This is a genomic window from Haloferax elongans ATCC BAA-1513, from assembly GCF_000336755.1.
Taxonomy (GTDB): Archaea; Halobacteriota; Halobacteria; order Halobacteriales; family Haloferacaceae; genus Haloferax; species Haloferax elongans.
Window position 1 is genome coordinate 236,096 of the sequence record NZ_AOLK01000015.1, and the last position, 23,119, is coordinate 259,214.

The 23,119-nt window shown below is 61.7% G+C and carries 25 protein-coding genes and 1 tRNA gene; 13 read left to right on the forward strand and 13 right to left on the reverse strand.

Going from position 1 to position 23,119, the window contains the following annotated elements; translation table 11 throughout:
• The first annotated feature begins 151 nt into the window (after nucleotides 1–151).
• From C453_RS07860 to C453_RS07875, 4 genes are all read left to right on the forward strand, one after another.
• A complete protein-coding gene (locus C453_RS07860) occupies nucleotides 152–457 on the forward strand; it encodes a hypothetical protein (RefSeq protein WP_007539411.1) in 306 nt (101 codons plus the stop codon).
• 320 nt (nucleotides 458–777) lie between these two features.
• Nucleotides 778–2,337 (forward strand): eCIS core domain-containing protein, encoded by a 1,560-nt coding sequence (locus C453_RS20670; RefSeq protein WP_241430712.1) that lies wholly within the window; start codon nucleotides 778–780, stop codon nucleotides 2,335–2,337.
• Entirely contained in the window at nucleotides 2,288–2,737 is a 450-nt protein-coding gene (locus C453_RS20525; protein WP_193788058.1) for a hypothetical protein, read from the forward strand. The genes C453_RS20670 and C453_RS20525 overlap by 50 nt, the downstream gene beginning before the upstream one ends.
• Nucleotides 2,738–2,803: 66 nt before the next feature.
• Entirely contained in the window at nucleotides 2,804–3,241 is a 438-nt protein-coding gene (locus C453_RS07875) for a hypothetical protein (protein WP_008323743.1), read from the forward strand.
• Nucleotides 3,242–3,401: 160 nt separating this feature from the next.
• Here C453_RS07875 and C453_RS07880 read toward each other — a convergent pair whose 3' ends face one another.
• Nucleotides 3,402–5,588 carry a DUF7527 domain-containing protein gene (locus C453_RS07880; protein ID WP_008323744.1) on the reverse strand — a complete coding sequence of 729 codons (2,187 nt, stop codon included), beginning with the start codon at nucleotides 5,586–5,588 and terminating at the stop codon, nucleotides 3,402–3,404.
• Between the two features lie 108 nt (nucleotides 5,589–5,696).
• Here C453_RS07880 and C453_RS07885 point away from each other — a divergent pair, with 108 nt between their 5' ends.
• Both C453_RS07885 and C453_RS07890 read left to right on the forward strand, forming a co-directional pair.
• Nucleotides 5,697–6,425: a DUF547 domain-containing protein gene (locus tag C453_RS07885; RefSeq protein ID WP_008323745.1), complete on the forward strand. Its 729-nt coding sequence runs from the start codon at nucleotides 5,697–5,699 to the stop codon at nucleotides 6,423–6,425.
• A gap of 76 nt (nucleotides 6,426–6,501) precedes the next feature.
• Nucleotides 6,502–7,407 (forward strand): SAM-dependent methyltransferase, encoded by a 906-nt coding sequence (locus tag C453_RS07890; protein ID WP_008323746.1) that lies wholly within the window; start codon nucleotides 6,502–6,504, stop codon nucleotides 7,405–7,407.
• A 24-nt stretch (nucleotides 7,408–7,431) separates the two neighbouring features.
• Here the strand turns inward: C453_RS07890 and C453_RS07895 are convergent, their stop codons facing one another.
• From C453_RS07895 to C453_RS07910, 4 genes are all read right to left on the reverse strand, one after another.
• Nucleotides 7,432–8,334 carry a CDP-alcohol phosphatidyltransferase family protein gene (locus C453_RS07895; RefSeq protein WP_008323748.1) on the reverse strand — a complete coding sequence of 301 codons (903 nt, stop codon included), beginning with the start codon at nucleotides 8,332–8,334 and terminating at the stop codon, nucleotides 7,432–7,434.
• A 90-nt stretch (nucleotides 8,335–8,424) separates the two neighbouring features.
• Nucleotides 8,425–8,766 (reverse strand): hypothetical protein, encoded by a 342-nt coding sequence (locus C453_RS07900; RefSeq protein WP_008323749.1) that lies wholly within the window; start codon nucleotides 8,764–8,766, stop codon nucleotides 8,425–8,427.
• Nucleotides 8,763–11,183 carry a penicillin acylase family protein gene (locus tag C453_RS07905; protein ID WP_008323750.1) on the reverse strand — a complete coding sequence of 807 codons (2,421 nt, stop codon included), beginning with the start codon at nucleotides 11,181–11,183 and terminating at the stop codon, nucleotides 8,763–8,765. Before C453_RS07905 ends, C453_RS07900 begins: the two co-directional genes overlap by 4 nt.
• Before the next feature lie 58 nt (nucleotides 11,184–11,241).
• Nucleotides 11,242–11,592 carry a hypothetical protein gene (locus C453_RS07910; RefSeq protein ID WP_241430704.1) on the reverse strand — a complete coding sequence of 117 codons (351 nt, stop codon included), beginning with the start codon at nucleotides 11,590–11,592 and terminating at the stop codon, nucleotides 11,242–11,244.
• Between the two features lie 53 nt (nucleotides 11,593–11,645).
• Here C453_RS07910 and C453_RS07915 point away from each other — a divergent pair, with 53 nt between their 5' ends.
• On the forward strand, nucleotides 11,646–13,304 hold the full coding sequence (locus C453_RS07915; protein ID WP_008323752.1) for a potassium channel family protein: 1,659 nt from the start codon (nucleotides 11,646–11,648) through the stop codon (nucleotides 13,302–13,304).
• Nucleotides 13,305–13,448: 144 nt separating this feature from the next.
• Nucleotides 13,449–14,153 carry a cupin domain-containing protein gene (locus C453_RS07920; protein ID WP_008323753.1) on the forward strand — a complete coding sequence of 235 codons (705 nt, stop codon included), beginning with the start codon at nucleotides 13,449–13,451 and terminating at the stop codon, nucleotides 14,151–14,153.
• A gap of 82 nt (nucleotides 14,154–14,235) precedes the next feature.
• Here the strand turns inward: C453_RS07920 and C453_RS07925 are convergent, their stop codons facing one another.
• Together C453_RS07925 and C453_RS07930 are read right to left on the reverse strand one after the other, a co-directional pair.
• Nucleotides 14,236–15,072 (reverse strand): cytochrome c oxidase subunit 3, encoded by an 837-nt coding sequence (locus C453_RS07925; protein ID WP_008323755.1) that lies wholly within the window; start codon nucleotides 15,070–15,072, stop codon nucleotides 14,236–14,238.
• Nucleotides 15,073–15,332: 260 nt separating this feature from the next.
• A complete protein-coding gene (locus C453_RS07930) occupies nucleotides 15,333–16,409 on the reverse strand; it encodes a phytoene/squalene synthase family protein (RefSeq protein ID WP_008323756.1) in 1,077 nt (358 codons plus the stop codon).
• Between the two features lie 103 nt (nucleotides 16,410–16,512).
• On the opposite strand from C453_RS07930, the gene C453_RS07935 reads away from it, so the two are divergent.
• Nucleotides 16,513–17,655 carry an acyl-CoA dehydrogenase gene (locus tag C453_RS07935; RefSeq protein WP_008323757.1) on the forward strand — a complete coding sequence of 381 codons (1,143 nt, stop codon included), beginning with the start codon at nucleotides 16,513–16,515 and terminating at the stop codon, nucleotides 17,653–17,655.
• 18 nt (nucleotides 17,656–17,673) lie between these two features.
• On the opposite strand, the gene C453_RS07940 is transcribed toward C453_RS07935, so the two are convergent.
• Complete coding sequence (locus C453_RS07940) at nucleotides 17,674–18,006, reverse strand: DNA-binding putative transcriptional regulator (protein ID WP_008323758.1); 333 nt, start codon at nucleotides 18,004–18,006, stop codon at nucleotides 17,674–17,676.
• A gap of 123 nt (nucleotides 18,007–18,129) precedes the next feature.
• Here C453_RS07940 and C453_RS07945 point away from each other — a divergent pair, with 123 nt between their 5' ends.
• A complete protein-coding gene (locus C453_RS07945; protein ID WP_008323759.1) occupies nucleotides 18,130–18,405 on the forward strand; it encodes a DUF7111 family protein in 276 nt (91 codons plus the stop codon).
• A 21-nt stretch (nucleotides 18,406–18,426) separates the two neighbouring features.
• Here the strand turns inward: C453_RS07945 and C453_RS07950 are convergent, their stop codons facing one another.
• Entirely contained in the window at nucleotides 18,427–19,098 is a 672-nt protein-coding gene (locus tag C453_RS07950; protein WP_049907580.1) for a protein sorting system archaetidylserine synthase, read from the reverse strand.
• A 132-nt stretch (nucleotides 19,099–19,230) separates the two neighbouring features.
• On the opposite strand from C453_RS07950, the gene C453_RS07955 reads away from it, so the two are divergent.
• Nucleotides 19,231–19,677, forward strand: coding sequence for a cupredoxin domain-containing protein (locus C453_RS07955; protein ID WP_008323761.1), 447 nt, complete (start codon nucleotides 19,231–19,233; stop codon nucleotides 19,675–19,677).
• Between the two features lie 87 nt (nucleotides 19,678–19,764).
• On the opposite strand, the gene C453_RS07960 is transcribed toward C453_RS07955, so the two are convergent.
• From C453_RS07960 to C453_RS07975, 4 genes are read right to left on the reverse strand one after another with little or no spacing between them, the layout of a single operon-like run.
• On the reverse strand, nucleotides 19,765–20,409 hold the full coding sequence (locus C453_RS07960; RefSeq protein ID WP_008323762.1) for a 30S ribosomal protein S3ae: 645 nt from the start codon (nucleotides 20,407–20,409) through the stop codon (nucleotides 19,765–19,767).
• Nucleotides 20,402–20,644 (reverse strand): KEOPS complex subunit Pcc1, encoded by a 243-nt coding sequence (locus C453_RS07965; protein ID WP_007539457.1) that lies wholly within the window; start codon nucleotides 20,642–20,644, stop codon nucleotides 20,402–20,404. Before C453_RS07965 ends, C453_RS07960 begins: the two co-directional genes overlap by 8 nt.
• Nucleotides 20,641–21,759 (reverse strand): hypothetical protein, encoded by a 1,119-nt coding sequence (locus C453_RS07970; RefSeq protein WP_008323763.1) that lies wholly within the window; start codon nucleotides 21,757–21,759, stop codon nucleotides 20,641–20,643. Before C453_RS07970 ends, C453_RS07965 begins: the two co-directional genes overlap by 4 nt.
• 4 nt (nucleotides 21,760–21,763) lie before the next feature.
• Nucleotides 21,764–22,231 (reverse strand): 30S ribosomal protein S15, encoded by a 468-nt coding sequence (locus C453_RS07975; RefSeq protein WP_008323764.1) that lies wholly within the window; start codon nucleotides 22,229–22,231, stop codon nucleotides 21,764–21,766.
• A 223-nt stretch (nucleotides 22,232–22,454) separates the two neighbouring features.
• Here C453_RS07975 and C453_RS07980 point away from each other — a divergent pair.
• Together C453_RS07980 and C453_RS20170 are read left to right on the forward strand one after the other, a co-directional pair.
• Nucleotides 22,455–22,526, forward strand: a tRNA-Ala gene (locus C453_RS07980).
• A gap of 424 nt (nucleotides 22,527–22,950) precedes the next feature.
• Nucleotides 22,951–23,103 (forward strand): hypothetical protein, encoded by a 153-nt coding sequence (locus tag C453_RS20170; RefSeq protein ID WP_160163391.1) that lies wholly within the window; start codon nucleotides 22,951–22,953, stop codon nucleotides 23,101–23,103.
• Nucleotides 23,104–23,119 lie beyond the last annotated feature (16 nt).

Consider the following 23,119-nt stretch of genomic DNA (forward strand, 5'->3'; position numbering starts at 1 on the left):
CGAATACGCATTATCGTGGCAATCGAGAACACAACCGTTAACTAGTGCCCTTGGTTAGTTCTGGTAATAGCTGGCAATTCGTCGGTTCCACTTATTCTGCCCGCCGCGGAGGGTAAGGCTTAAAGTCTCCCAAGAAGAGTTAACAAATGGCATGATAGACCGACTTGAGAAGGAAGTCGATATGTTGGAACGCCATCTCCAGGTCCTGAAGATGGTCATCGAGAGCGAGCCCATCGGCATCGTCAAGATGTCGAACGAGACGGGCTACCCGCACCACAAGGTTCGCTATTCGCTCCGTGTTCTCGAAGAAGAGAACCTTATCGAGCCCTCCAGCCAAGGCGCAATTACGACCGAGCGCACACAGGAATTCGTGGACGAACTCGACGACAAGCTCGACGAAATCGTCACGAAGCTCGAATCGATGAAGATCGAAGAAGCAGCCGAAGTCGAGAACTAACCTCCGTTCACACAGTCGTTTTGTCCTGTTTCCGAAGAAACGAATCAGTTTCTACAGAAACGTGGATTGACGGGGCATTCTCGACAGTTTGAGTACCATCTGGCGTCACTGCCCTCCGGTCGATGCCGGTTGGTCCTCGTTTTCTCTCTGACTATGTGTTGAGCGTAGCTTGTGTGACTCTCTGGCGCGCGGAATACCACTGAACCATATGGCCGATTGGTTGATTGAACATGGATATCAGAAGGCAGGAGCTGCGTAAGCAACCTCTACTCACTTCATTTAATCAACAAACAATAGGTAAATATCAACACTTTGTCTATATGGGATTTCGCTCTGCGAGTGAGAAGACGAGCGAGGGCCAACGGTCCTCGGTCGTCCCGTCGATTCAAGAACTAACGGGTGGTTCCGACCGCAGTCAGCGCGGCGGTGGGTCGCCGACCGCACAGGACGCTGCGGCTCAGTTCGGTCTGGAACTGTATCGCCCCGGAATGGACGTTCAGATTCAACGCCTCGTCGAGAGTCACGGCGCGAGCCAGGTTCGGCAGTGGGCCGACGAAGGCATGACCGTCGAGATGATGGGCAAACCGCGGGATATGCGACAGTTCCGCGAGCGTCAGGAAGAACGCCCAGCCGAGGTTCCGAAAGATATCGAGCGCCGGAATGCCAAGTCAGTCCAGCGCAGTCGCAACGCGCACCACGAGGCGTCGAAAGCCGGTGACGCGCAAGTCCCCGATAGCGTTCGGGACGTGATTTCCTCGCCCGGCCAGCAGCTCGACACGAGCATCCAGCGCGCGATGGAAGAGCGCATGGGTGACAATCTTGGTGACGTACGGGTTCACACCGGCCCGAGTGCTGCGAAAGCGTGTGACGACATCAACGCCCGGGCGTTCACCGTGGGCAACCACATCGCGTTCAACCACGGCGAGTATGACCCGTCGTCGCCGGAGGGACAGCACGTGCTGGCCCACGAGTTGGCGCACGTTCGCCAGCAGACCGGTGGGGCGGTGTCGATGCTGCCGCAGCAAGGTGAATTAGAGATTGACCCTGACCCACGCTTAGAGCGTGAGGCCGAGGAGACTGCCGAGCGCGTGATGCGTGGCGGTAAAATCGGTATTCACCGCATGAGGGACGCGGACGTACATATTCAATGGACTTCTCGCATCTCCGAGAGAGAAACGAGTTCGAATCACAGCGAAGCAATCGAGTTGCAGCGCCTTCCAGACGATGAACGCTTGAATGTTGCTGCCGAGGGTGTGGAAGCGGCAATTAGTTGGGTCACAAAACAAACGGAGTTGTCTCAGTCCTCGGCGAGAGTGATGGTGAGCGAGGCAAACGGTTCGGACGAGCTGGCGATGTTTCAAAGGAATGTCGCTGCGCTCCATACGACCGCCGCGATTGACAACCTCCCCGAAAAACGCCAGCGACAGGTCGCACGGAATCTTCTCAGCAAGGACCCGTTGGCGTTGGATGGAAACGATACCAAGGCCACCAGAGGGATTCCAGAAGGGATTAGGCGAGATATCAATGCCGTCTTTGGGTACTCTCCGACTGAAAGCGATGAGGTTCCGGATTTTGGGGTGAACTGGACCGACCCCGACCACGTAATTCCTGCGAGAGAAACACGAGAGGAGTACGTCAATAACAAAAAGAGGCTGAGACAGGAGGCAGAAGAGCTGAGGAAGAAAAGTCATACAGTAGAGCAAGTAGCGCGGAAGGCAGTTCTCGAACGAAATGTAGACCGTATAATGAGCTACATTACGGAAGGAGATAGAGAAAAAATACAATTGGTTGTCAGCGGTAAACATCCTAGTCGGATTGGAGGACATATAGATGATGTATTTGAAGAATTTCAACCGACAATACGAGTACACCTGCTTTGACAAATCGACCGGGGAGGGAAGTGAATTTAAGAGATTGGACGAGCAGACAACCCGTGGATATTGTCAAGAATTTGATTTTGGCTGGGTCGCGGTCTACTTTGATTCTGATAAACAAACGCTGATCGTTCAAATTGACAACAATGTATGGGACCTGAATGATTCGAATACTACTGTCACGTATGAGCACCAGCGTCAAAACGATAAGACGTACTTCAATGTAGAGAGCGACCAGAATCAGTTCGAAATCACCTACGATGCTTGGTGGACGGAGTTGCCACAACCATCTTCAGCTACTATGACCACTGTCAGAGAGATGTATAATGACGAAGAAGAAGACATATTCGCATACATCAAATATGTATCGGAAGAAGGGTTGGAAAATAATCTGAGAGAGTCATAGCGAAGACGGCCATAATAAATCAGAGTCAAGAAAAATGTGCGCTTGAAAAACTTCGACCGGCGGACAATGTACACGTGTTTCGACCCTTCCAGTGGTTCAGGAAGCGAGTTTGAGGAGATTGGCGGCTACGAAACCTCGGGATATTGCAAGGCTGGCGATTTTGGATGGGTTGCAGTCTATCCCGAGCCTGATAGACAAACACTCATTGTTCAGATAAATGAAATCAAATGGGATTTGTATGCATCTGGAACCACAGTCATTTACAACCATAATTACAATGATGAAAAAACACACTTTAAAATATCTGATAAAGAAAACACATTCGACATTACCTATGAGGCGTGGTGGAAAGATGTTCCACATTTTGAAGCCAATAAGTGGGCCGCCAGTCGGGAAGAAGAGAACTCCCATGAGGATATATTCGGGTACATATTGATGCTATGGCAGAATGAGGACAAGAAGGAAAATTGGATTGAACTGTGGTCTGAACATCTGCCGGACTAGCGAATCTACAGACAGACACTTTCTAGATAGTAGCCTCCTCAGCCCGTGTTCGTCCGCGGGCGCTTGGTGAGGCCCCTGAAAATTGTAACGTTGCACGAATTGTGTTATTCAGTCGCAACTGGTCATACCTCGACAGACCAACCGAACGCCCGGCCAGGCTTTAGATGTCCGGGACGTTCAGGTGGAAGTCACCGCTGCGGCCTTCGACCAGACAGAGGTGATAGCCGTTTTTGCGCGAGAGCTTCACGTAGCTCTTGCGCTTGGAGCGGCTGAGCAGTCCGCCGCCGGTCTTTTCGGCGGTCACTTCGAGGGCTTCGGGCTCGAAGAAGCTGGCCGTGACGACGAACGCAGAACCGAGGGTCTCGTTCGCCTCTGCGATGGCTTTGGAGTCTTTGGCGAGTTGCGCGACCATCGGCTTGGTCGCGGGGTCCCGCGAGTCGTTCATGTTGGCGACGAACAGAGGGTCGCCCATCTGGTCGCGGAAGATGATATCGAAGTTCCGGGGCTCGGTCTCGTCCTCTCCGATGGGGACCGAGACGGTACCATAGAGCTCGATGCGGTCGATTTCTGGAATCGCATCGAAGACGCCCGCGAGACTCGACCGGTTGCCGGTCTCGCCGATTTCGTAGAGGAGTTCGGTGACCACCCAGGTGGCGAAGCCGTACTCGGGCGTGTCTTCGAGGAACTCCTCGTAGGGGCGTCCCTCGACGCCGAGACCGTCAGTGTCGAACGTCGTGTGGTGTTCGAGGCGCAGGTTCTCGACGACATCCTCGCGTTTGGCCTGTCCGGCGTGGGCCTTTTCGAGCGTCGCTTCCCCCTTTCTGGCATAGCGGACGAAGAGGTTCGTCCCGCGGAGCGCCTCGTCGGGCGACATCGAGTGGTCGGTGTCGTGGACGCCGACCTCGTCCAATTTTGACTGGAACCGTTCGACTTCGGCTTCGAGTTCCTCGACGCGCGCGTCGAGTTCTTCTGCCCGGCTTCGGTATTCGTCGCGTTCGTCCTTCAGCGAGTCACGCTCCGAGGCGAGTTGGTCGCGCTCCGATTCGAGCTCGGAGACCTTCGCCTTGAGTTCCTTGACGGCCCCCGCGTCGGCCGCCGACTGCTTCGGTGTCGACTTTGGTGCCGACTTTGGTGCCGATTTCGACGACGCTCGCTTCTTCGGCCGCTTTTTGCTCTGCTTCGACTTCGCAGCACGACTCTTGGCCTTTCGGGAGCGCTCCTTGCTCTGCGGCGGGGTCCGCTTCGGTGCGGTCTCGTATTTCGACTTTCCGGGGTCGAGTGATGGAATCGACCGCGCGTTGCGCCACTGCGCCTCGGCTGAGAAGACGTCGTCGCCCGAGCCACTCGGTTCGGCTGCCGACTCGGATGCTTCCGTGCCGCTGCTGACGCCGTTTTTCGCCGAGGAACTGTCTGTAGTCGCCGCCGAGGAGGCGTGTGCCCCCGCGGAAGTCGAGGCCGAGCCAGTCTTCGGCCCGTCGTCCGAACCCTTCTTTTTGGCCGGTTTGGGGTCCGATGCGGTCGAGTGAGACTCTGTGTCCGTTGTCGCTGCCTGCGTGGTATCCGTGGTCGAGGTGTCAGCCGCAGACGGTGACTCGCTGGAGGGTGCGGGCTCGTCTGGGGCTGGCGTCTCGATATCGGATTTTGTCTCGGTATCGGGGCTCGGGGTCGTGTCGCCCGGTTCTGTTGGCGATTCGCTGGCCGTGTCGCTCTCTGCAGCAGCCGACGCCGGAGTGTCGCCGGACGACTCGTCTTCGGCGTCGTCAGTCACAGGCGCGCCTGCAGACGGGACAGTCTCGTCTTCGTCGTCCCCCTCAGGGATTTCGACGAGTTCGATGTCGACGTCGTAGACTTTGTAGATGCCAATCTCGTCGCTCGCTCGCTCGAAGGCATCGTCGCCCGTGATGAGACGCTTGCTGTTGCCGACGTACGCGGCGCTCATCGACTTGCCACCGTGGTAGACGACGTAGTAGTCTCCAGAGAGAACGTTCTCGGAGAGTTCGACGTAGCCGGTAAAGCCCCCCGCAGAGAGTGTTCCATCTGCGTCTTCCAGCGGCGTCTCTTCGGTGTAATACTGCGCACGGACGTCGCCGCCGGTCTCTTGCATCGCATACAACAACGGAAGAGACGGGTCGGGTGCGCGGTACGATTCGAACGATTCGTCCTCGAAGTCCTCGATTTGTCCGTCGAAGACCCCGAGCAGACGACCGTTGAGCATGAACCCCCAGGTCATGCCCGCAACGACCGCGCCCGTGAAGTCGTCGTTCGCGAGCGACCGGAGACCTCTGTACCCGCTCTCCGCAGGTGCAGAGTCCCACCCAGTCACCGCGTCGATAATCTCGCTATCCATTTGAAGGTAAATCACGGGAAGCGAATCAAATACTTTCCGGGCGATTCATTGGCATGTTTCACGCACGACACCCCGTCGCTTATCCGACCAGCGACCCACATCGACCCCGTGAGCGCCCGTCCTAGCCACCCAAAACACGAGAGTGCGCTCGAAGTTGCCGCAGCGTATCTCCAACGAGTCCGCGGTGGCGACGAGACTGACGCGATTCGAACCGCCCTTGCCGACCTCGACAGCGACGCCCTCGCATCTGAACTCGACTCCGACTCGCGTCGCCGGGCGTTCTGGACCAATATCTACAACGCCGCCATCCAAGAGACGCTCTCGTCTGACCCCTCGATGTACGACGGTCGATACAGCTTCTTTCGGAAGCATATCATCGTCATCGCGGGCGAACCACTCAGCCCAGACGACATCGAACACGGTATCCTCCGGGGCTCGATGCTCGGGTGGGGATTCGGCTACATCCCGAATCCGTTCCCCGGGTCGTTCGAGCGAACTCATCGCGTCGACGAACTCGACCCGCGAATCCACTTCGCGTTGAACTGCGGCGCGACGAGTTGCCCACCAATCGCTGTGTACGACCACGAACGACTGGACGAGCAACTTGACGTGGCGAGCGCGAGCTACCTCGAACAGGAAGTCGTGTACAACTTCGATACCGAGCACGCAGTCATTCCGAGACTGTTCTTGTGGTTCCGTGGGGACTTTGGCGGTCGCTCGGGCATCCGGGAACTGCTCCAGCAGTACGGCATCGTCCCAGAGAATGCGTCTCCCTCTTTTTCGTATGACGACTACGACTGGTCGCTCTCGCTCGGCGAGTTCGCGAACAGAACGTAATCTTGGACGAACGTCTCGGGTCGAGACTGGTCGCTTCGGGAGAACGGTTATAGTTTCTCGCCTCGATTAGGTGTCCGTGACAAGACACGACGAGCGGTTCGTCCGGTACCTCGAGTCGAAAGAGGCCGTCGACGACCGTGCACTCCACCGGCCGACGCTTTCGACGCTCGTCGACGAGCTTTCGGACCGAGCGGAGGCACGACCCGGAGAACCGCTTCGCGTCGTCTCGGTCGGTGCGGGAACCGGTGCGATGTGCCGACGGCTCCTCTCTTGGGGTGTCTTCGACGCGTACGACGATATCAAGTACATCATGATAGACCGCCGAAAGGGGATGTCCGACCAAGCCTCGGCGGCGTTCGCGGAGTGGTCGCACGGAGCCGGATGGGAGGCGTCGCCGACCGTCGACGGCTTCCAAATCGAACGACATGGTCGGCGCGTCGCGCTGACATACGTGACTGGCGACCTGTTCGACGCGACGGTCGAAATCCCGCAGGCAATCGACCTCGTGGTCGCACACGCTGTCCTCGACGTGCTTCCGCTACAACGGGCGCTCGACGCGCTTATCACCCGACTCACGGACGGCGGACTCTTCTACGCGCCGATTACGTTCGACGGCCGGACCGCCTTCCGTCCGGCGCACAACGCCGACAGCGAGGTGCTCGATGCGTTCCACGAGACGATGGGTGGCGACAACGCCTCGGGGCCGGAAACCGGCTCGAACCTGCTGTCAGCGCTCCCGCAGTCCGACGCGTCAATCGTCTCAGCAGGAGGGTCCGGCTGGGTCGTCACCCCCCCGTACGACGATGGCGAGCGCTTCTTCATCTCGCGCATTCTCCAGTTCGTCGAAGAGTCGGTCGGCGCCCACGGTGGCGTCGGCGAAGCCACACTCCGCGGGTGGCTCGATACTCGGCACAAGCAGTTGGAGGCTGGAGGACTCAGCTACGTCGCGCACAACCTCGACATCTTGGCGAAACTCGACTGAGCCGAGCGCGATTTTCCACACGACTCAGGACTCGTCAGACCTCGACGACTGAGACTGGCGCGTGGCCGATTCCGATTCGAGGCGGCCCGAAACGTACAGCCAATCGCGGGCGAATCCCAGAAGCAACGCTCCAGCGGCGACGCCAGCCAGCGTCGGGACCCACGCGTCGGCGACGCCAGGTGCCAACGCGAACGGGACGAACGCCATCTGAATCCCGGCGAGAACGCGTCGGGACGCCCGTGGCGGCAGGTCGTACGTCGGCCGGTCAGTCCGAGTTCGCCACCACAGGCCCGCGACGAACACGTATCTGGCAGCCCCCGCAGAGAGGTACCACCACGGGAGTTGGCCGAGAAAGACACCAGCCAGCGGTGCCAAAAGCAGGCCCAGTGCGTCGACTGTGGTGTCGAGCCGAGACCCGAGCACGGTGACGCGTCCGAGACGCCGAGCAAGGGTTCCATCGAGTGAGTCGAGTGCGGCAGCGACTCCGTACCCGACTGCTGCGGTCCACGCCCACGCGGCTGGTGGTGTCCCTGTTTCGACCCACGTGACGGCACTGATGGCACCCACACCACCTACGCCCGCCACGAGGGTGGCGCGAAAGAGCGTCACTGCGGTGGGGAGTCCGAGCGAGGTGTACCGGTGGGGTGGGTTTCCAGAGTCCGCTGGCGACACCTCCGCAGTGTGCGTGTCGCGCTGTGCTGCGTGTGTCGCGTTCTCTGCGGCATAGCGAGCTGTGTATGCCCACACGCCCGCGACCACGAGCGTCGTCACAGCAGTCCATAGTGCCGCGTCTGTCGCCGTCGTGGTCCCGGACGACGCGAGGAGGGCACCCCCACTGGCGACCAGTGCGACCGCAACCCCACCGCTCGTGCGAACGCTCTGTCGTGTCTGTCGGGTGGAACGTGTCATCGCGGGCGAGTCGGTCATGTCGTGGCTGAGTCAATCATGTTGTGGCTGGGCCACTCGTGTCGTGGCTGAGTCGGTCAGGTCGTCGGTCGCGCTACTTAGAGAATCACGCTACGTGGAGAACTCCGTTACGGCCCGCGCACCCACAGCAGCGAGGGTCGGAAGCGCGAATCCGGCACCGATGGTGAGCACGAACAGGATACCGGTCGCAAACTGGGCGTCGAGTGCGCCGTGCCACCACACGAACCCGACGTGAATCGCGAGGACCACGCCCCCGAACGTGAGTCCCTGGACGACTGCGCGCGGAACTGAGGTGGCGAGGAGACCGACCAACACGCCGCCGATGACGAGTCCAGTCCAGTGGACCGACGCGGCGGCAATCCCGACCACAGTCGCGGCGAACAGTGCGAGGTCGGCCCGCGGTCCTGCCCGAAGTTCAGAGAGCACGCTCATTGTGCACCCCCGAAGACGATGTCTGGTTTTCCGGTCGGTCTGTCCAGCGTGAGCGGTTTGTACTCGCCCGCGGCCCACTCGTCGAGTTGGTCGTGGTAGCGGTCGGACCAGAAGACACCGCGCTGGCCACCGGGGATGACACCGACGGACTTGTCTTCCTCAGAGAAGTCGACGACCATCCGCCAACTACTCCCGGCCTGCGTCGATTGCGACCCTCGGAAGTTGAACACGGTGTACCGCGACCCGTCCATCGGGCGCTCGGGGTAGTTGAGGAAGTTGCGGTCGAACGCGTGGTCGATGTCGAGTCTGTTGAAGTCGCCGTAGGTCTCCCAGCCCTCGCGGTCGATGCGCTCGGCGGTTCGGTTCATGGCCAACGCAGCGATGTCGGCCCGGTTTTCAGCCGTCTCGCGCGTGGTTCCGTCGTCGTACCACGTCGCGTCGGCATCGAGCGTCTGTAAGACGTACAGCCCCGGGTAGTACGACTCGTCGAGGCCCGCGGCGTCGAACTCGTCGGCGAACGTCGCGTTGCGGAACTCGTCGACCCAGATTCGGTAGACGAGCGCCGCACGCGACTCGGCGCGCATGCGGTTGTCCCAGCCGTCGAGGTCGGACGCGAGCGACTGCGCTTCGGGCGACATCTTTCGGACCGCGGCATCGTCCACCGCGTACGGTGACAGTCCGACCGCAGCCACGGACCGAACGTCTCGCTGGACGCGCATCATGTCCTCGGTGGTCATCCCACCCTCGGCGGCCGCCTCGTCGAGCATGTCGTAGATTCGCTCGCCGCGGTAGGGGTCTGCGTAGGTCATCGACGTGCCCATGTAGAAGTCCGGGTCGTCGATGGTCCGCTGATTCGCCGTGGCGAGGACAGACGGGTCGTTCACGTGCGGAATCGACTCGAAGGGGGCGAACCCGTCCCACGACGACTCGCCGTACGGGTCGTATCCGAGCCACTCGCCTTCGCCCTGCGACCCGTTGAAGATGGTGTCTCCGCGGACGACCTCACCGTCTGTCACCCGGAGCGGGTAGCGACCGGCGGGGTAATACAGCGTGTTACCAGCGCGGTCTGCGGCGACGAAGTTCTGTGCGGGCACGTCCCAGATACGCAGCGCGTTTCGAACGTCGGCGACCGACTCGGCGTGGTTGAGTCGGTAGACACCGAGTGATTCGTTCGTCGCCGAGAACCCAGGCCACGCGACGCCGACGGTTTTCCCACCGCGGTCGATGACCGCACCGTGGACCGACTTGCGGACCGTGATTTGCACGTCCTCGCCGTCCGCGACTTCGATAGTCTGGGCTTCTGTCTCGAAGGCGCGAACCTCGCCGTCGTAGACGTAGCCGCCGTCTCGTCGCTCGTAGGTGTAGATGTCTGTGAAGTCACCGCCGACGTTCGTCACACCCCACGCGGCGTCGGCTGTGCGTCCGATGACGACCATCGGAATTCCGGGGAACGCAGCGCCGCGAACGTCCATCTCGGTGGTCGAGAGGTGCATCTCGTACCAGACGGGCGGCGCGGTGAGAGAGAGGTGTGGGTCGTTTGCGAGCAACGGTTTGCCGGAGGCTGTGTGCTCGCCGGAGACGACCCAGTTGTTCGACCCGAACGCCGGGTCCTTGTCGTAGGCGTCGGTCCACGAGGCGAGTGCCTCGAAGTCGCCAGCGACCGATTCTGTCGTCCCGTTCTCTGCTTCACCGACGACGGACTCGGGCGAGAACGACGCCGCATCCGAGTTCTCGGAGTTGCGGACGATAGGCACGTCGTGGCCGAGTTGCGCCGGATAGAGTTCAGAGGCGTTCGGGCCGAGCCGAGAAACCGCCGTCGACCGCCGAAGGTCGGCGAACGACCCCGAGAGTCGCCACGAGATGAGTTTGCCGACGAGAAGCGTGTCGGTCGGTGTCCACGTCTCGAACTCGGCGTCGAGAAGGGCGTACTCTGGCGGCAGTGCTCCGGCGTCGGCGTAGTGGTTCACCCCGTCGCTGTACGCCTCGATTGCTGGTCCGACCTCGGTGTCGCGCACGGAGTTCCACGAGGCCTCCGCGGCGGCCTCGAAGTCGAGACTGCGGTAGAAGCGGTCGGATTCGACGGTCTGGTTGCCGACGACTTCCGAGAGACGCCCGCCGACAAGTCGGCGCTGGAGGTCCATCTGGAACAAGCGGTCGCGGGCCTGCACGTAGCCGACGGCGAAATACAACGCTCGCTCGTTTTCGGCCTCGATGTGCGGGACGCCTTGCTCGTCGTACCAGACGCTCGCCGGTCCGTACGGGCTGTCGACCTGCGTCGCTCCGCGGGGCGTCACGGAGTCGTACACGTCACCAGACAGCGGCGCGGCGAGTCCGAGATACGACCCTCCGAGAATCGCGGTTGCGACCAGCGCCGCAGTACAGACGACTGCGACGACGGCGCGGGTCGTGGTATTCATACACACATTGGAGGGAGGCCGTCGGATAAATATTCCTCAAGTGACGTTTGTGAACGGTTCAGGAGTTGTCCTGATATCTGCCGAGTCGTGCGGCGGACTCGGCGACGGCGAGGACGACCAAATAGGTCACGAGCCCGGAGCCGAGAGCGACGAGCAACTCGGGTTCGACGAGGAGGCTGGCGGCCGCGACGCCGACGACACCTAGCACTGAGAGGGTCTGTACTCCCGGTCGCTCCCAGTAGTCACGGACTCGGTCTCTGGCTGCGAGTGACGCGGCCTCCAGCACGAGTGCGCCGACGACGCCGAGAACGACCATCTGTAACCGCAATGGCGGTCGGGTTAGCGCCAACGTCAGTGCTATCGGCACCACGACGAGGAGTGTGAGCACGGCGTCCCGGCGTCGCCCCATACCGAGTCTCGGGCGGGGGATTCCTTTTAGACACCGGAGGCGAAAGCGGGTGTATGTCGATTACGGGTGACGGCCCCGGACTGTCGAAGGCGAAGCGTCGCCTCGGTCGCTATCTCGCGGGTGCAGCTGTGCTCATCGTCACCTACGCATTCATCTACCAGTGGGCGGCGGGACAGTACGCCGGCGAGGACGTCACGTTCATTCAAGCACTCCACGTCGTCGTCGAGACGTTCACGACGACCGGATACGGCGAGCAGACTGGGTTCTGGGAGGACACGCCGCCGCTTCTCGCACTCTCAATCTTGATGCAACTCACCGGGGTCACCACCGTCTTTCTCACCTTGCCGCTGTTCCTCGTTCCGCTCGTGGAAGATGCGCTCCGAACCGACCCACCGACCACGTCGGACCTAACCGACCACGTTATCGTCTGTACGTTCACGCCACGGGGGGACGCGCTCGTCGACGAACTCGACGCGATGGGCATGCCCTACATCGTCCTCGAATCGGACCGTGAGTTGGCGGAGGAACTGTATTCGGATGGGTACACTGTCGCTCACGGCGACCCCGAGTCGGTCGAAGACCTCAAAGCGGTGAACGCCGAGTCCGCCTTCGCTATCGTCGCCGACGACGACGACGAGACGAACGCGAGTATCATCCTCGCAGCGAAGCAAGTAGCCCCTGACTCGCGCGTCGTGAGCGTCATCGAAGACCCGCACGTCCGCGACTATCACCGGTTCGCCGGGGCTGACGAGGTCGTCTCGCCGCGGCGACTCCTAGGCGAGAGCCTCGCAGGAAAGGCGACGACAGCCATCTCGTCAGCCGTGGGTGACGCTATCGAAATCGGCGAGGACTTCGAAGTCGCGGAACTGCTCGTCCAGCGCGGCAGTCCCGTCGAGGGCGAGACGATTGCCGAAAGCGGTATCGGCCGCCTGACTGGTGCGAACGTCATCGGTGCGTGGTTCACCGGGGAGTTCGTCTCGCCGCCCTCTCCCGACGCCGTCATCGACGAGCACACCGTCTTGCTCGTCGTCGGCCGCGAGCGACAACTCGAAAAGCTCCACGGACTCACGCTCTCGTCCGCGCGCCGCTTCCGGCGCGGCACGGTTATCATCGCCGGCTACGGCGAAGTTGGGTCGACGGCCGCCGAGACGCTGGCAAGCGCTGGCGTCCCGCACCGCGTCGTCGACAAACAGGAGAAACCCGGCGTCGATGTCGTCGGCGACGTGACGAATCCGCAGACCTTGCTCGAAGCAGGTGTCGACGAAGCCCGAAGCGTCCTTCTCGCCCTCGACGACGACACGACAGCTATCTTCACCACGCTCGTCTCAGAGCGCGTCTCCGAGGAGACTGAGGTCATCGCGCGCGCCAACGAAACCGAGAGCATCGCGAAACTCTACCGCGCCGGAGCGGACTACGTCCTCGCGCTCTCGACGGTCGCCGGACGCATGCTCGCGTCGCGCGTCCTCGACGAGGAGGTCATCGCACCCGAATCACAAATCGAAATCGTCCGAACCAACGCGCCCGGACTCGTCGGCCGGACGCTCGCCCAGGCGGATGTCCGTGCCCGGACCAACTGTACGATTATCGCAGTCGAGCGCAACGGCGACCTGCTCACGGAACTCGGCCCCGACTTCCGCGTGCAAAAGGGCGACGACGTGCTCGTCGCTGGTATCGACGAAGACATCTACCACTTCAACGAGCAGTTTGGGTAAGTCGCGTCAGGCGGCTCTCCACACTGGGCGGGCTCGCTTCCCTAGACCTAATAGTCCTGTTGAACTGATGTCGAGAAAACGACACCACGGCCTGTGAACTAACTATTGCACCAGACATATCTGTGAAAGACAATACATTACGGCATGACAACTCAGGTCACAGGGAGACCACTCGACGACGACGGAGAGCCGACTGACGGCCCAGCGCTCGAAATCGATCCGGACGGGCCTGCGATGGAGTTGTTTACGGAGTCACCCCACGCGCTTGCGTCGTGTCCGGGGATGCGGATGTGGTCGACGATACTGGAGTATCCCGATTCGAGCGAAGCGGCCACGCCGTCTATGCTCGTGTGGGTCGACCCAGATGCGACCGAGCTGCCACCGCACGTACACAAAAGCACTTCAGAGGTCTTTCGAGCCGTCGAAGGCGAACTGACTGTCGTCGTCGACGGCGACCCGCACCGACTGTCGCCGGGGTCGCAACTCACCGTCGAGGCGGGAGACTCACACTACTTCCGAAACGATACCGACGAGTTCGTCGCGTTCCACGTCGACGTTCCGTGGACCAGGACAATCGACACACAGTACATGTCTGGCGGGCTCGACCACGAGGGAGCGTTCGGTGCTGATGGAGCATACGGAGAGCCGGACCTGGTGCAGGGGCTATTGATGGCCGAGTACGTCGCACCCGAGACGCATATCACGGGTGCTCCGCACGTCGTTCAACGAGCACTGTGGGCAACCATCGGTCGACTTGCACGGCTGACTGGGCGGCAAGCGATGGACGAGACGTACTTGCGCGACCAGTTCTGGGAGTCGAACGTCGAGCAGCCGGATTTCGGAGCCTGAACGACTCGCGTGAGGACCGTCCAAGACGCGACCTGTGGCTCACCGGACAGCGGTCGAAAAAGGGTCGTTGAGGAGCGTCCGATTACGCGCCGACTTCCGCGCCGACGTACAGGACGACGACGAGGAAAATCCAGACGACGTCGACGAAGTGCCAGTACATGGACGCCGTGCTTACCGAGACGTGGCGTTCGGCGGAGTACTGCCCTCGGAGTGCGCGGATGAAGACGATGCCGAGGAGGACTGCACCGAGACTCACGTGGAGCCCGTGCAGTCCGGTGAGGCCGTAGAACGCCGACCCGAAGATGCCGGAGGAGAAGGTGAACTCGGAGTGGACGATGAACTCGTAGTACTCGTAGACCTGCCCGCCGATGAACACGGTCCCGAGGAGCAGGGTCACTGCGAGGCCGAGCAGGAAGTTCTGGCGGTTACCCTTCTGGAGCGCGCCTTCCGCCCAGTGGAGCGTGAAACTCGACAGGACGAGCAGCCCGGTGTTGATGAGTACGAGCGACCCGACGAGATGCGGAAGCTCCTGTGGCGGCCACGTTCCTGCGCGGATGAAGAAGTAGTAGCCGAAGAGGGCACCGAAGGTACCGAGTTCGGACCCGAGGAAGGCGAGCATTCCCCAGCGGAGTTTGTTTTCGTCGTGTTCGCTCCGGTCGCGGTCCCAGAAGCCCTTGACGAACGCGTGATAGAGCCAGCCGACGATACCGAGGACGAAGAGCGCGATGCTGCCGCCCGCCACGCCGAGAGCAGTCGTTTGGCCGATACCCATGATGTACAGCGCTGCGCCGACGTAGATGCCTGCGCCGCCGACTGCTGTGACGAACGGCCACCAACTCGCCTCACCGAAGCCCCGTGGCCAGTCCTCCACCGCGGGTAAGTGGTGTCCGTGGTCGTCGTGTCCTTCTTCCGAAGTCATAAGCCACCGTTATTCTTCGGTTACTAAAAATCCTCCCAACCGCGTTCGAGGCCCGGGTGTGCGCAGTCCAGCCAGACCTGTCGGCGACCCAGCAACGTCACAGACCCATCGTCGACCCAACAGCGTCACGACTCATCGCCGACGCCGTGGCTGCCGGGGGTGAGCCAGCGGAAGAAACCGTAGTGAGTCGGAAAGCGGAGAGAACGGACCGCAGATGAACGCGTGCCCGGCTGAAACTCCTCAGTCAGCCTCAGTCGATTTCAGTCGGTGTTGGTGGTCGCGCGATGGAACGGCTGTTGCGAGATGACTTCGCGCATCTCGGAGAGCGTCTCGGCGCTCGTGCCGTTCAACGCGGCGACGACGGCGAACACCTCTTGGCGCGAAATCTTGACTCCCTCTCCGGTCACCGCTCGCTCGGGGTTGGCGACGAGTTCGCGGAGCGTGCCGACGGCGAGCAGGAACGGAATTCCCCACGCGGCAAGCGTGTTGCCGTCGCGGAGCGGAACCGTCTCTAGGTAGGTCTGTGCGTCGTCGAGGAACGACTTGGCGTGGGTGGCAGTCCGGCGGACGACCGACGCGGTTTGCGCTTCGTGCTGGGGCGCGGTGACTTCCTCTTGGGGGACGCCAGCGTCTTCGAGCCACTCTGCTGGCAGGTAGACGTTGTTCTCGGAGTCGTAGTCGTCGTGGACGTCCTTCGCGATGTTGACGAGTTGGAGGAGCAACCCGAACTCCTCGGCGGTGTCGTACAGAAGCGAGTGGCGTTCGCGGTCGATGTTCCCGCGCGTCACGAGATTCGTGATGAGGTTGCCGACGGTCCCAGCAGCGTAGTAACAGTACTCTTCGAGTTCCTCGCGCGACTGAATGCGGAGTCCGCCGGTGTGTGAGTACCGCTCGACGAACATCGCCATCCCGGAGACGAGTTCGCGAACGGGCGGCGTCACCGCCTCGCGAACATCGACCGGAAGCGCCTCGAACGTGCGGAGCACGCGCGGGGCGTTGGCGACGACGTCCCAGTCGTCGGAACGGTCGGCTGCGGGCGGGAGGTGCGGCTCGGCGGCAACGACGAACTCGTCGATAGCGGTGTCGTCGTCGGGGTCGAGCGCGCTGTCGTAGAGTCTGAGGAGGTGTGCCTGCTCGTCCGGCGCAATCGACGACGAGTCCTCGATAGTGTCGGGGATTCGACAGAGTAGATATCCGATACAGATGTACGAGGACATCGGTTCGTCGAGAACGTCCACGGTGAGGGCGAAGGTTCGTGAGACGCCCTGGACTGCATCGTGACACCAATTGAGGTCGTCATCGGTTGCCGGTGGCCGGGCATCGGCGTGTCGAGACATTCGAAGTGTCCCGTTATAGGGAAGGGGGGATAAAAAGTGTCGTGGGGCGGACCGTACAGGCCGTAGCAGAAAATCATAAGCATAGTCAATGAAAGAATCAGGCATGGACTTTGCGCTCACTGCCGAGCAGAAGCAAATCAAGGATATGGTCTCAGAGTTCGTCGACGAGGAAGTGAAGCCTCGTGCGGCGGAGATAGACGAGACAGACGAGTTCCCCGCGGACCTCGTCGCGGAGATGGGCGAACTCGGACTGATGGGCATGCCGTTCCCGGAAGAGTACGGTGGTGCGGGCCTCGACTACCACTCCTACGCCATCGGTCTCGAAGAGATTTCTCGCGGCTCCGGCGGTCTCGGAACCATCGTCGCCGCGCACACGAGCCTCGCGGGCAACATGCTCTACGAGTTCGGTAACGAAGAGCAAAAACAGGAGTACCTGACCCCTGTCAACGAGGGTACCGACATCGGCGCGTTCGCGCTCTCCGAGCCGGGCGCGGGCAGCGACGTGCCTGCGATGGAGACAACTGCGAAGAAAGACGGCGACGAGTACGTCGTCAACGGCGGTAAGCTCTGGATTTCGAACGGCTCTGTCGCCGACACCGTCATTCTGTTCGCCAAGACCGACCCCGACGCAGGTAACAAAGGCATCTCCTCGTTCGTCGTCCGCCCGGAGGAAGACGACGGCTTCGTCGTCGAAGGCACCGAGCACAAACTCGGTGACAAAGGCTGTCCGACTGCAGAACTCAGATTCGACGACATGCGCATCCCCGAAGACCGTCTCCTCGGCGACGAGGGCGAGGGCTTCGTCCACGCGCTGAAGACGCTCAACGGCGGGCGCATCACTATCGCCGCTCGTTCTATCGGTATCGCGCGCGCCGCGCTCGACGACGCCGTGAAGTACGCTGGCGAGCGCGAGCAGTTCGACCAGCCGATTGGCGACTTCCAGGCAATCAAGCACAAACTCGCCGACATGGACACGAAAGTGCAGGCGGCGAAGCTCCTCATGCACAAGGCGGCCGACCTAAAGATGCGCGACGAGACGTTCATCAAGGAGGCCGCGCAGGCGAAGCTCTACGCCAGCGAGATTAGCCGTGAAGTCGCAAACGAGGGCATCCAGATTCACGGCGGCTACGGCTACACCAAGGACTTCGCGGCAGAGCGCTACTACCGCGACGCCAAGCTGAACGAAATCTACGAGGGCACGAGCGAAATCCTCCGCAACACCATCGGCGACTGGCTCCAGAAGTAGTCGTCGCCGGTCGGCGATTCACTCGTTCGCTTCGGCTGGCTGTTTCTCGCCAATCTGCTGTTCGTTGGGCTGTTCCTTGCCGGATTCCACGCGGTCGGTGAGCCACGCGTAGTACGATTCGACGCGACTCGCTCCCGCGTCGGTGAGTCCGTACACGTCGTATATCCCCTCGGTTCGCCGTTCGAGATGCCCGGCATCGACGAGCGCCTGGAGCGTCCCGTAGAACGATTGCGGGTCGATTCGGACATCGTAGTAGCGCTCCAACCGCGTCTTGAGCTTCTGGCCTCTGAGTTCCCCCGCGTCGTAGAGAATCGCACAGAGGTCACGGCGACGGCCGCTCTGAAACCACATACTCGCTCCTCGAAGGAGAGACACACGTCACTTTCGTTCCAAACCACACGGCTCGTCGGGCTTCGATACGCCGCCCCCGAGAGAACCGGTACTTTAGACACCACCCGCTTCCTAGCGAGGGACATGAGCGAACAGGAGGCTACGGCAAACGGCATCTCCGCGCGGTACTACGTCACCGACTCCGAACGCGTCCTCGAATTCGACCGCGACGGGCGAACCGCCGCGATTGCACAAAACATCGACGGCTACGCCATGCTCAAAGTGCGGCCGACCGTCGATGGCGACGAATTAGAACGGTACTACGGATTCGACATGGCGCTCGACCACGCCGCGGAACTCCTCGGTACCTCTCCACACGACCTCCCGGTACCTGAGGACGCCGCCGACATGGGAATGTAATCAGGTCGCCAGCGACCCACTTCAGCCCCAGTAAAACCGCGGCCCCAAGAACAGATATCCGAGCGCCAAGAACAACAACCCGAACGCGAACCCTTCTCCCAGCCGTCCCGTGAGAACGATTGCGAGCCCCTGCACGATACCCATCACGAGGGCGTCCTGCGCGTGCAGGTCAGGGTACACCACGTCGGAGAGCATGAGCGCGGCCATGACCGCCGAGAGTGCGACGAGCAACATCGGGTCGACGAAGCCGACGAGAACGCCGGCAGAGAGGATGGTCGCTGCGAGCGTCGTCGGCACGCCCACCGTCTCGTCACTGCCACTGTCGTAGGCCGTGTAGAGTGCCAGCCGAATCACCGCGGCCGCGACGAACAGCGCGGCGATGGCGACTCCGGCGACGACGCGGAGGCGGTCGAATCCCCACATCTCGCGCACGACGGAGACGACGAGCAGTGCCGGAGCGACGCCGAAGGAGGCCACGTCGGCGAGCGAGTCGAGATACGGACCCGCGTCGGTTCCCCCGTATCGTCGGGCAACGACCCCGTCGAGACCGTCGGCCATCGCGGCCAAGAGGATGGCCTTGGCGGCGAGCCGGACGTCCACGGCAGTCAACACCGCCGCGACGAACCCGAGTGCCGCGTTGCCGGCGGTGACCACGTCGGCAGCACCCAACCGGCCGACGAATCGGGGTTTCATACCGTTGCGATTGCGGACCGGGCCTTTCCCTTTTACGTTCCTCTCGTGGCTGCGCCCGATTTTGCTTTCCTCGCCGCGTCGTTCGCGAGCCGAACCATGCGACATTTATCCGTCGCGTCCCGAGGTTCGGCCATGCCAGACGAAGGGTCTTCGAGCGGGTTGCGGACGCGACGCGGGTTTCTCGCTGCGGTCGGCGCGGCAACGACGACCAGCCTCGCCGGGTGCGCGACGTCGCTGGCGTCTGACGGCGACTTCGACGTCGGAATGACCGCCGTCGCGTTCGACCCGCCGACGGTGACCATCGAAGTCGGCGACGAAGTCGTGTGGCGAAACACGAGTTCGCGCGGCCACACGGTCACCGCCTACGAGGCCGTCCTTCCCGACGGGGCCGACTTCTTCGCCAGTGGTGGCTTCGAGGACGAGGAGACGGCGCGCACGGCGTACTCGAACTCGCTCGGCGGCCTCATCGACAGCGGTGACGAGTACACCTACACCTTCGACGTCCCCGGCGAGTACGAGTATCTCTGTATCCCGCACGAACAAGCCGGGATGGTCGGGACTGTCGTCGTCGAAGAGTAGCCGTCCGAGCGTTCTGCCTGTTTTTCTCCGGTCGCGCCGCTCTCTGGCGACGAGCGGCCTGAAAAAGTCGAAATTGAGTCGCGCTGCTTACTCTTCGTCGACGGCGATGTCTTCTTCGTCGACGCTGACAGCGGCTTCCTCTTCGGCCTCGACCTCTTCGGGGTGGGCTTCGAGGGAGGTCTTCTTGACCTCGACGCGGCGCAGCGGGTAAATCTGCTTTGCCTCGCTGTAGATAGCCGACGAGAGACGGCCACCGGTGACGCCGTCGATGAGGTCGTCGAAGGTGCGCTCGGTGATGGCCTCGCGCGTGAGCTTCGTCATGATGCGACGAATCTCGTGTTCCTGACTGCGGTCTGCCTTCTTCGTCGTGAAGGCGACAGGCTGGACCTGCACGCGGTAGTCGTCCTTCGTCAGGGCCGTGACGTTGGCCTCGATTTTCGAGGCACCACGGCGGACGAGACTACGGAGGTAGTCTCGGGTGAGTTCCTGCTGTGTGAACTCGGTGTAGGCAGCGTCGCTGCCGACGTCGGTCACCTGGAAGGTGAGCTTGACGTTGTTCGCACCCTGGTCGTTGTTGAGTTCGCCGAGGGTGACTTCGACGGTGCGTCCGTAGACCTTCTCGGGTTCGTCGGCCATCGTCTCGCCGAGTTCCTTACGGTCGAAATTCTCGGGAGCGATGACGGTGTACCATCGCTTTCCGCGCTTCTGCTTGGAGACTGATCGTTCACTCATGGTTAGTGTCTGTGTGCGTTCGTGTAGCGTCGATAACGGTCTCTGCGACCGTTACGTTGACGACGTAATCGTCGACCGTGGACTGGAGTCCGCCGGTCGAGTCGCGTTCGATTGTCGTGACGAGTTCGTCCCCTTCGACTGTCGTGTGCATCGAATCCGTGTTGTCCGGGTCGAGCGCAGCTGCGATGACCGCAGGGTCGTCGTGGCTGGTCCGTAGGGTCGCACGCCGGGTCATCGGCGCACCTCCCTGATGGCCGCGACGACATCCGCGGGGTCCGCAGGGTCGACTGTCATCGTTGCTTCCCGCTCTGACCCTGTCGCGGACGCATCGCCCAGTTCGGTCGCTGCCGCAGCGAGTTCGTCGGCCAGTCCGGCTGGACCGGTCGAGACGAGTGCCGCAGCGCCAGTTCCGACCGCAAGCACGGTTGGTTCCGGTGACCGAAAGTCGCGGGCGAGACGCGCGACGGTTGCGAGTCGCCCCGGAGACGACAGGTCACACGAGAGCACGTAGAGGCTCTCGTAGCGCCCTGTGGATGCCTCGCGGAGCGCCGCGTGCGTCACTTGCGCGTGGTCACGCCACGCATCCAGCGCCGCCTCACGCACGTCGTGTCCGAGTGCAAGTGCGACGGCGACACCCGGTGCTTCCTTGACGGTCGCATCGAGCACGTCGGCGAAGCCGCCGACAGTTTCGAATGGCCCGTCTGGAGTCGCACGCGGCTGTAGGATGCGCTCGACGGCGGTCGTCGCGCGCGGTGTCGCCTCGCCATCCGTCGCTTCGAGAGCGACGAGCGAGGCGACCCGGCGGTGTGCGTCCGCGTCGAGTTCGGCCGGAAGCGACAGTTCGGCGAGCATCGCCTGTGCTGCCTCTCGGTCGGCCGAGAATGGTGCGTGAACCAGTGTCGAGTGCGCGAGCCCGTTTGCGAGGTCGCCCGTCGGGACGGCCACGCCGGGGCGCGACTCGATGCCCGCGTCGGCCGCCGCGTCTGCGAGTTCGGAATCGTCCTCCGGGGACACACCGGCGGCGTGGAAGCCAGCCAGCGCGACCACCGGGTCGGGGTCGACACCGAGTTCGCGAGTGACGGCGACGGCGTCTCGCGGGTCGAGTTCGAAGTCACGATTGGGTGCCGACAGCCCCACTGCAACCGCAACGTCGTCGTTTGCGGTCGGTTCGGGGGTGTCGGTCGCCCGGATACGGAAGGGGACGTCGAGTGTCCTGAGTGCCCGCCCGAGGACGCCTGCGGCGGCGACGGCAGCACCGCTGGCATGGGCGCGGAGGCGAACGAACGTCGCCTCGCGGAGTGCCGCGGCAGCGTCGGCAGCAGGCGTCTGTTCGGCGGGACTCATGGACATCTAGTTACTCTTCGAGGAGTTCGACGGCGACGTCGTAGTTGTACGTGAAGTCTTCGTCGAGCTTGTTGCCGCGGTAGTAGGCGACCAGACGGCGAATCTTGGACTCCGTGTTCTGGAGTGCGCGACGGTTGGACTTGTCCTGACGGTTGGTCTCCATGTGGTCACGGAGACGGACGGCGCGCTCCATCAGGTTCTTGAGGTCCTCGGGGAGTTCGGGGTCGGCGTCGTTCTCCTCGAGGATGGTGGTTACTTTCTTGCCGGTGGCGAGCTTGACGTCCGGAATCGGAACGCCCTTGACGCCTTCGTCACGCAGGGCAAGCCCAATCTGGCTCGGGTCCTTCCCCTGTTCGGCAAGTTCGACGACGCGTGCTTCGATGTCTGCTGCGTCGACGTCACTCCACTCCGGTGCTTCGTCTGCCACGGGCTTGTCCGAACCGGACGAGCCGCGTCGGCGGGTGTGCATTCGTGCCATTGTTGCGGGTTGGAACCGCACTGACCGCAGAAACGAGTACCCCGCAGTCGCACTCGCGACTGCTGGGGCACTACCGCAATCCCAAGCCCAAATTGGGCGAGTCAGATTTACGGCCGTGCTGGATTCCCATGCGTCACTCCTCGTGCCGAGACTTAAACGGTTTCGACTCGCTGCGCGGTCGAATCGAAGGGCTTCTAAACGGGTGACGACTACGAGGGAGTGCGGGCTCGTAGATCAGGGGTAGATCACTCCCTTGGCATGGGAGAGGCCCCGGGTTCAAATCCCGGCGAGTCCATAATTTTCCCACTCAGTTGGAAACCGACAGACAGCGAGCCGATTTCTGCTATATCACCTGTGTCGTCCGTCCAGTGTGAGTGGGCCCGAAGCGGACTGCAAGTGTGAGCGGACAAGTCTAAGTGTGAGTGGTAGCCACTAAAACCTTTTCCCGGCGTCTTAGCCCCTCTACTGCTCGATACGAGTACTTTCGTGGCAGCCGATCTGTAGGGAAAACACTGCCATGCGCACCTCGGAAACTCGATGACCACGAACAAGCGTTCTAATTGTGCGGGCAACAACTATTCGGCATATCGTCCGAGTCGTCCGCGCCCCTGACGTGGTTAGACGCAAAGACTCTGATTGTGCCCGGAATACACGCCAGAAAACACAGTGGATTTTATCAACCCAAAGTACTCGTATCTTCGAGTATCCTGAACTAACGCATGAGTAATAATGATTTCATCGTGGCTCGGGCAGAGCCAAACAAGTATATCATTGAGGCAACAGACCTTTCGTTTGAAGAAGCAGGCGAGAAGGTAATTGAATTGGATTCAGAGAATCCTCAAGAAGAGTACCATATCCTTGAGAAACACTAATGGCACCGTCAGACTC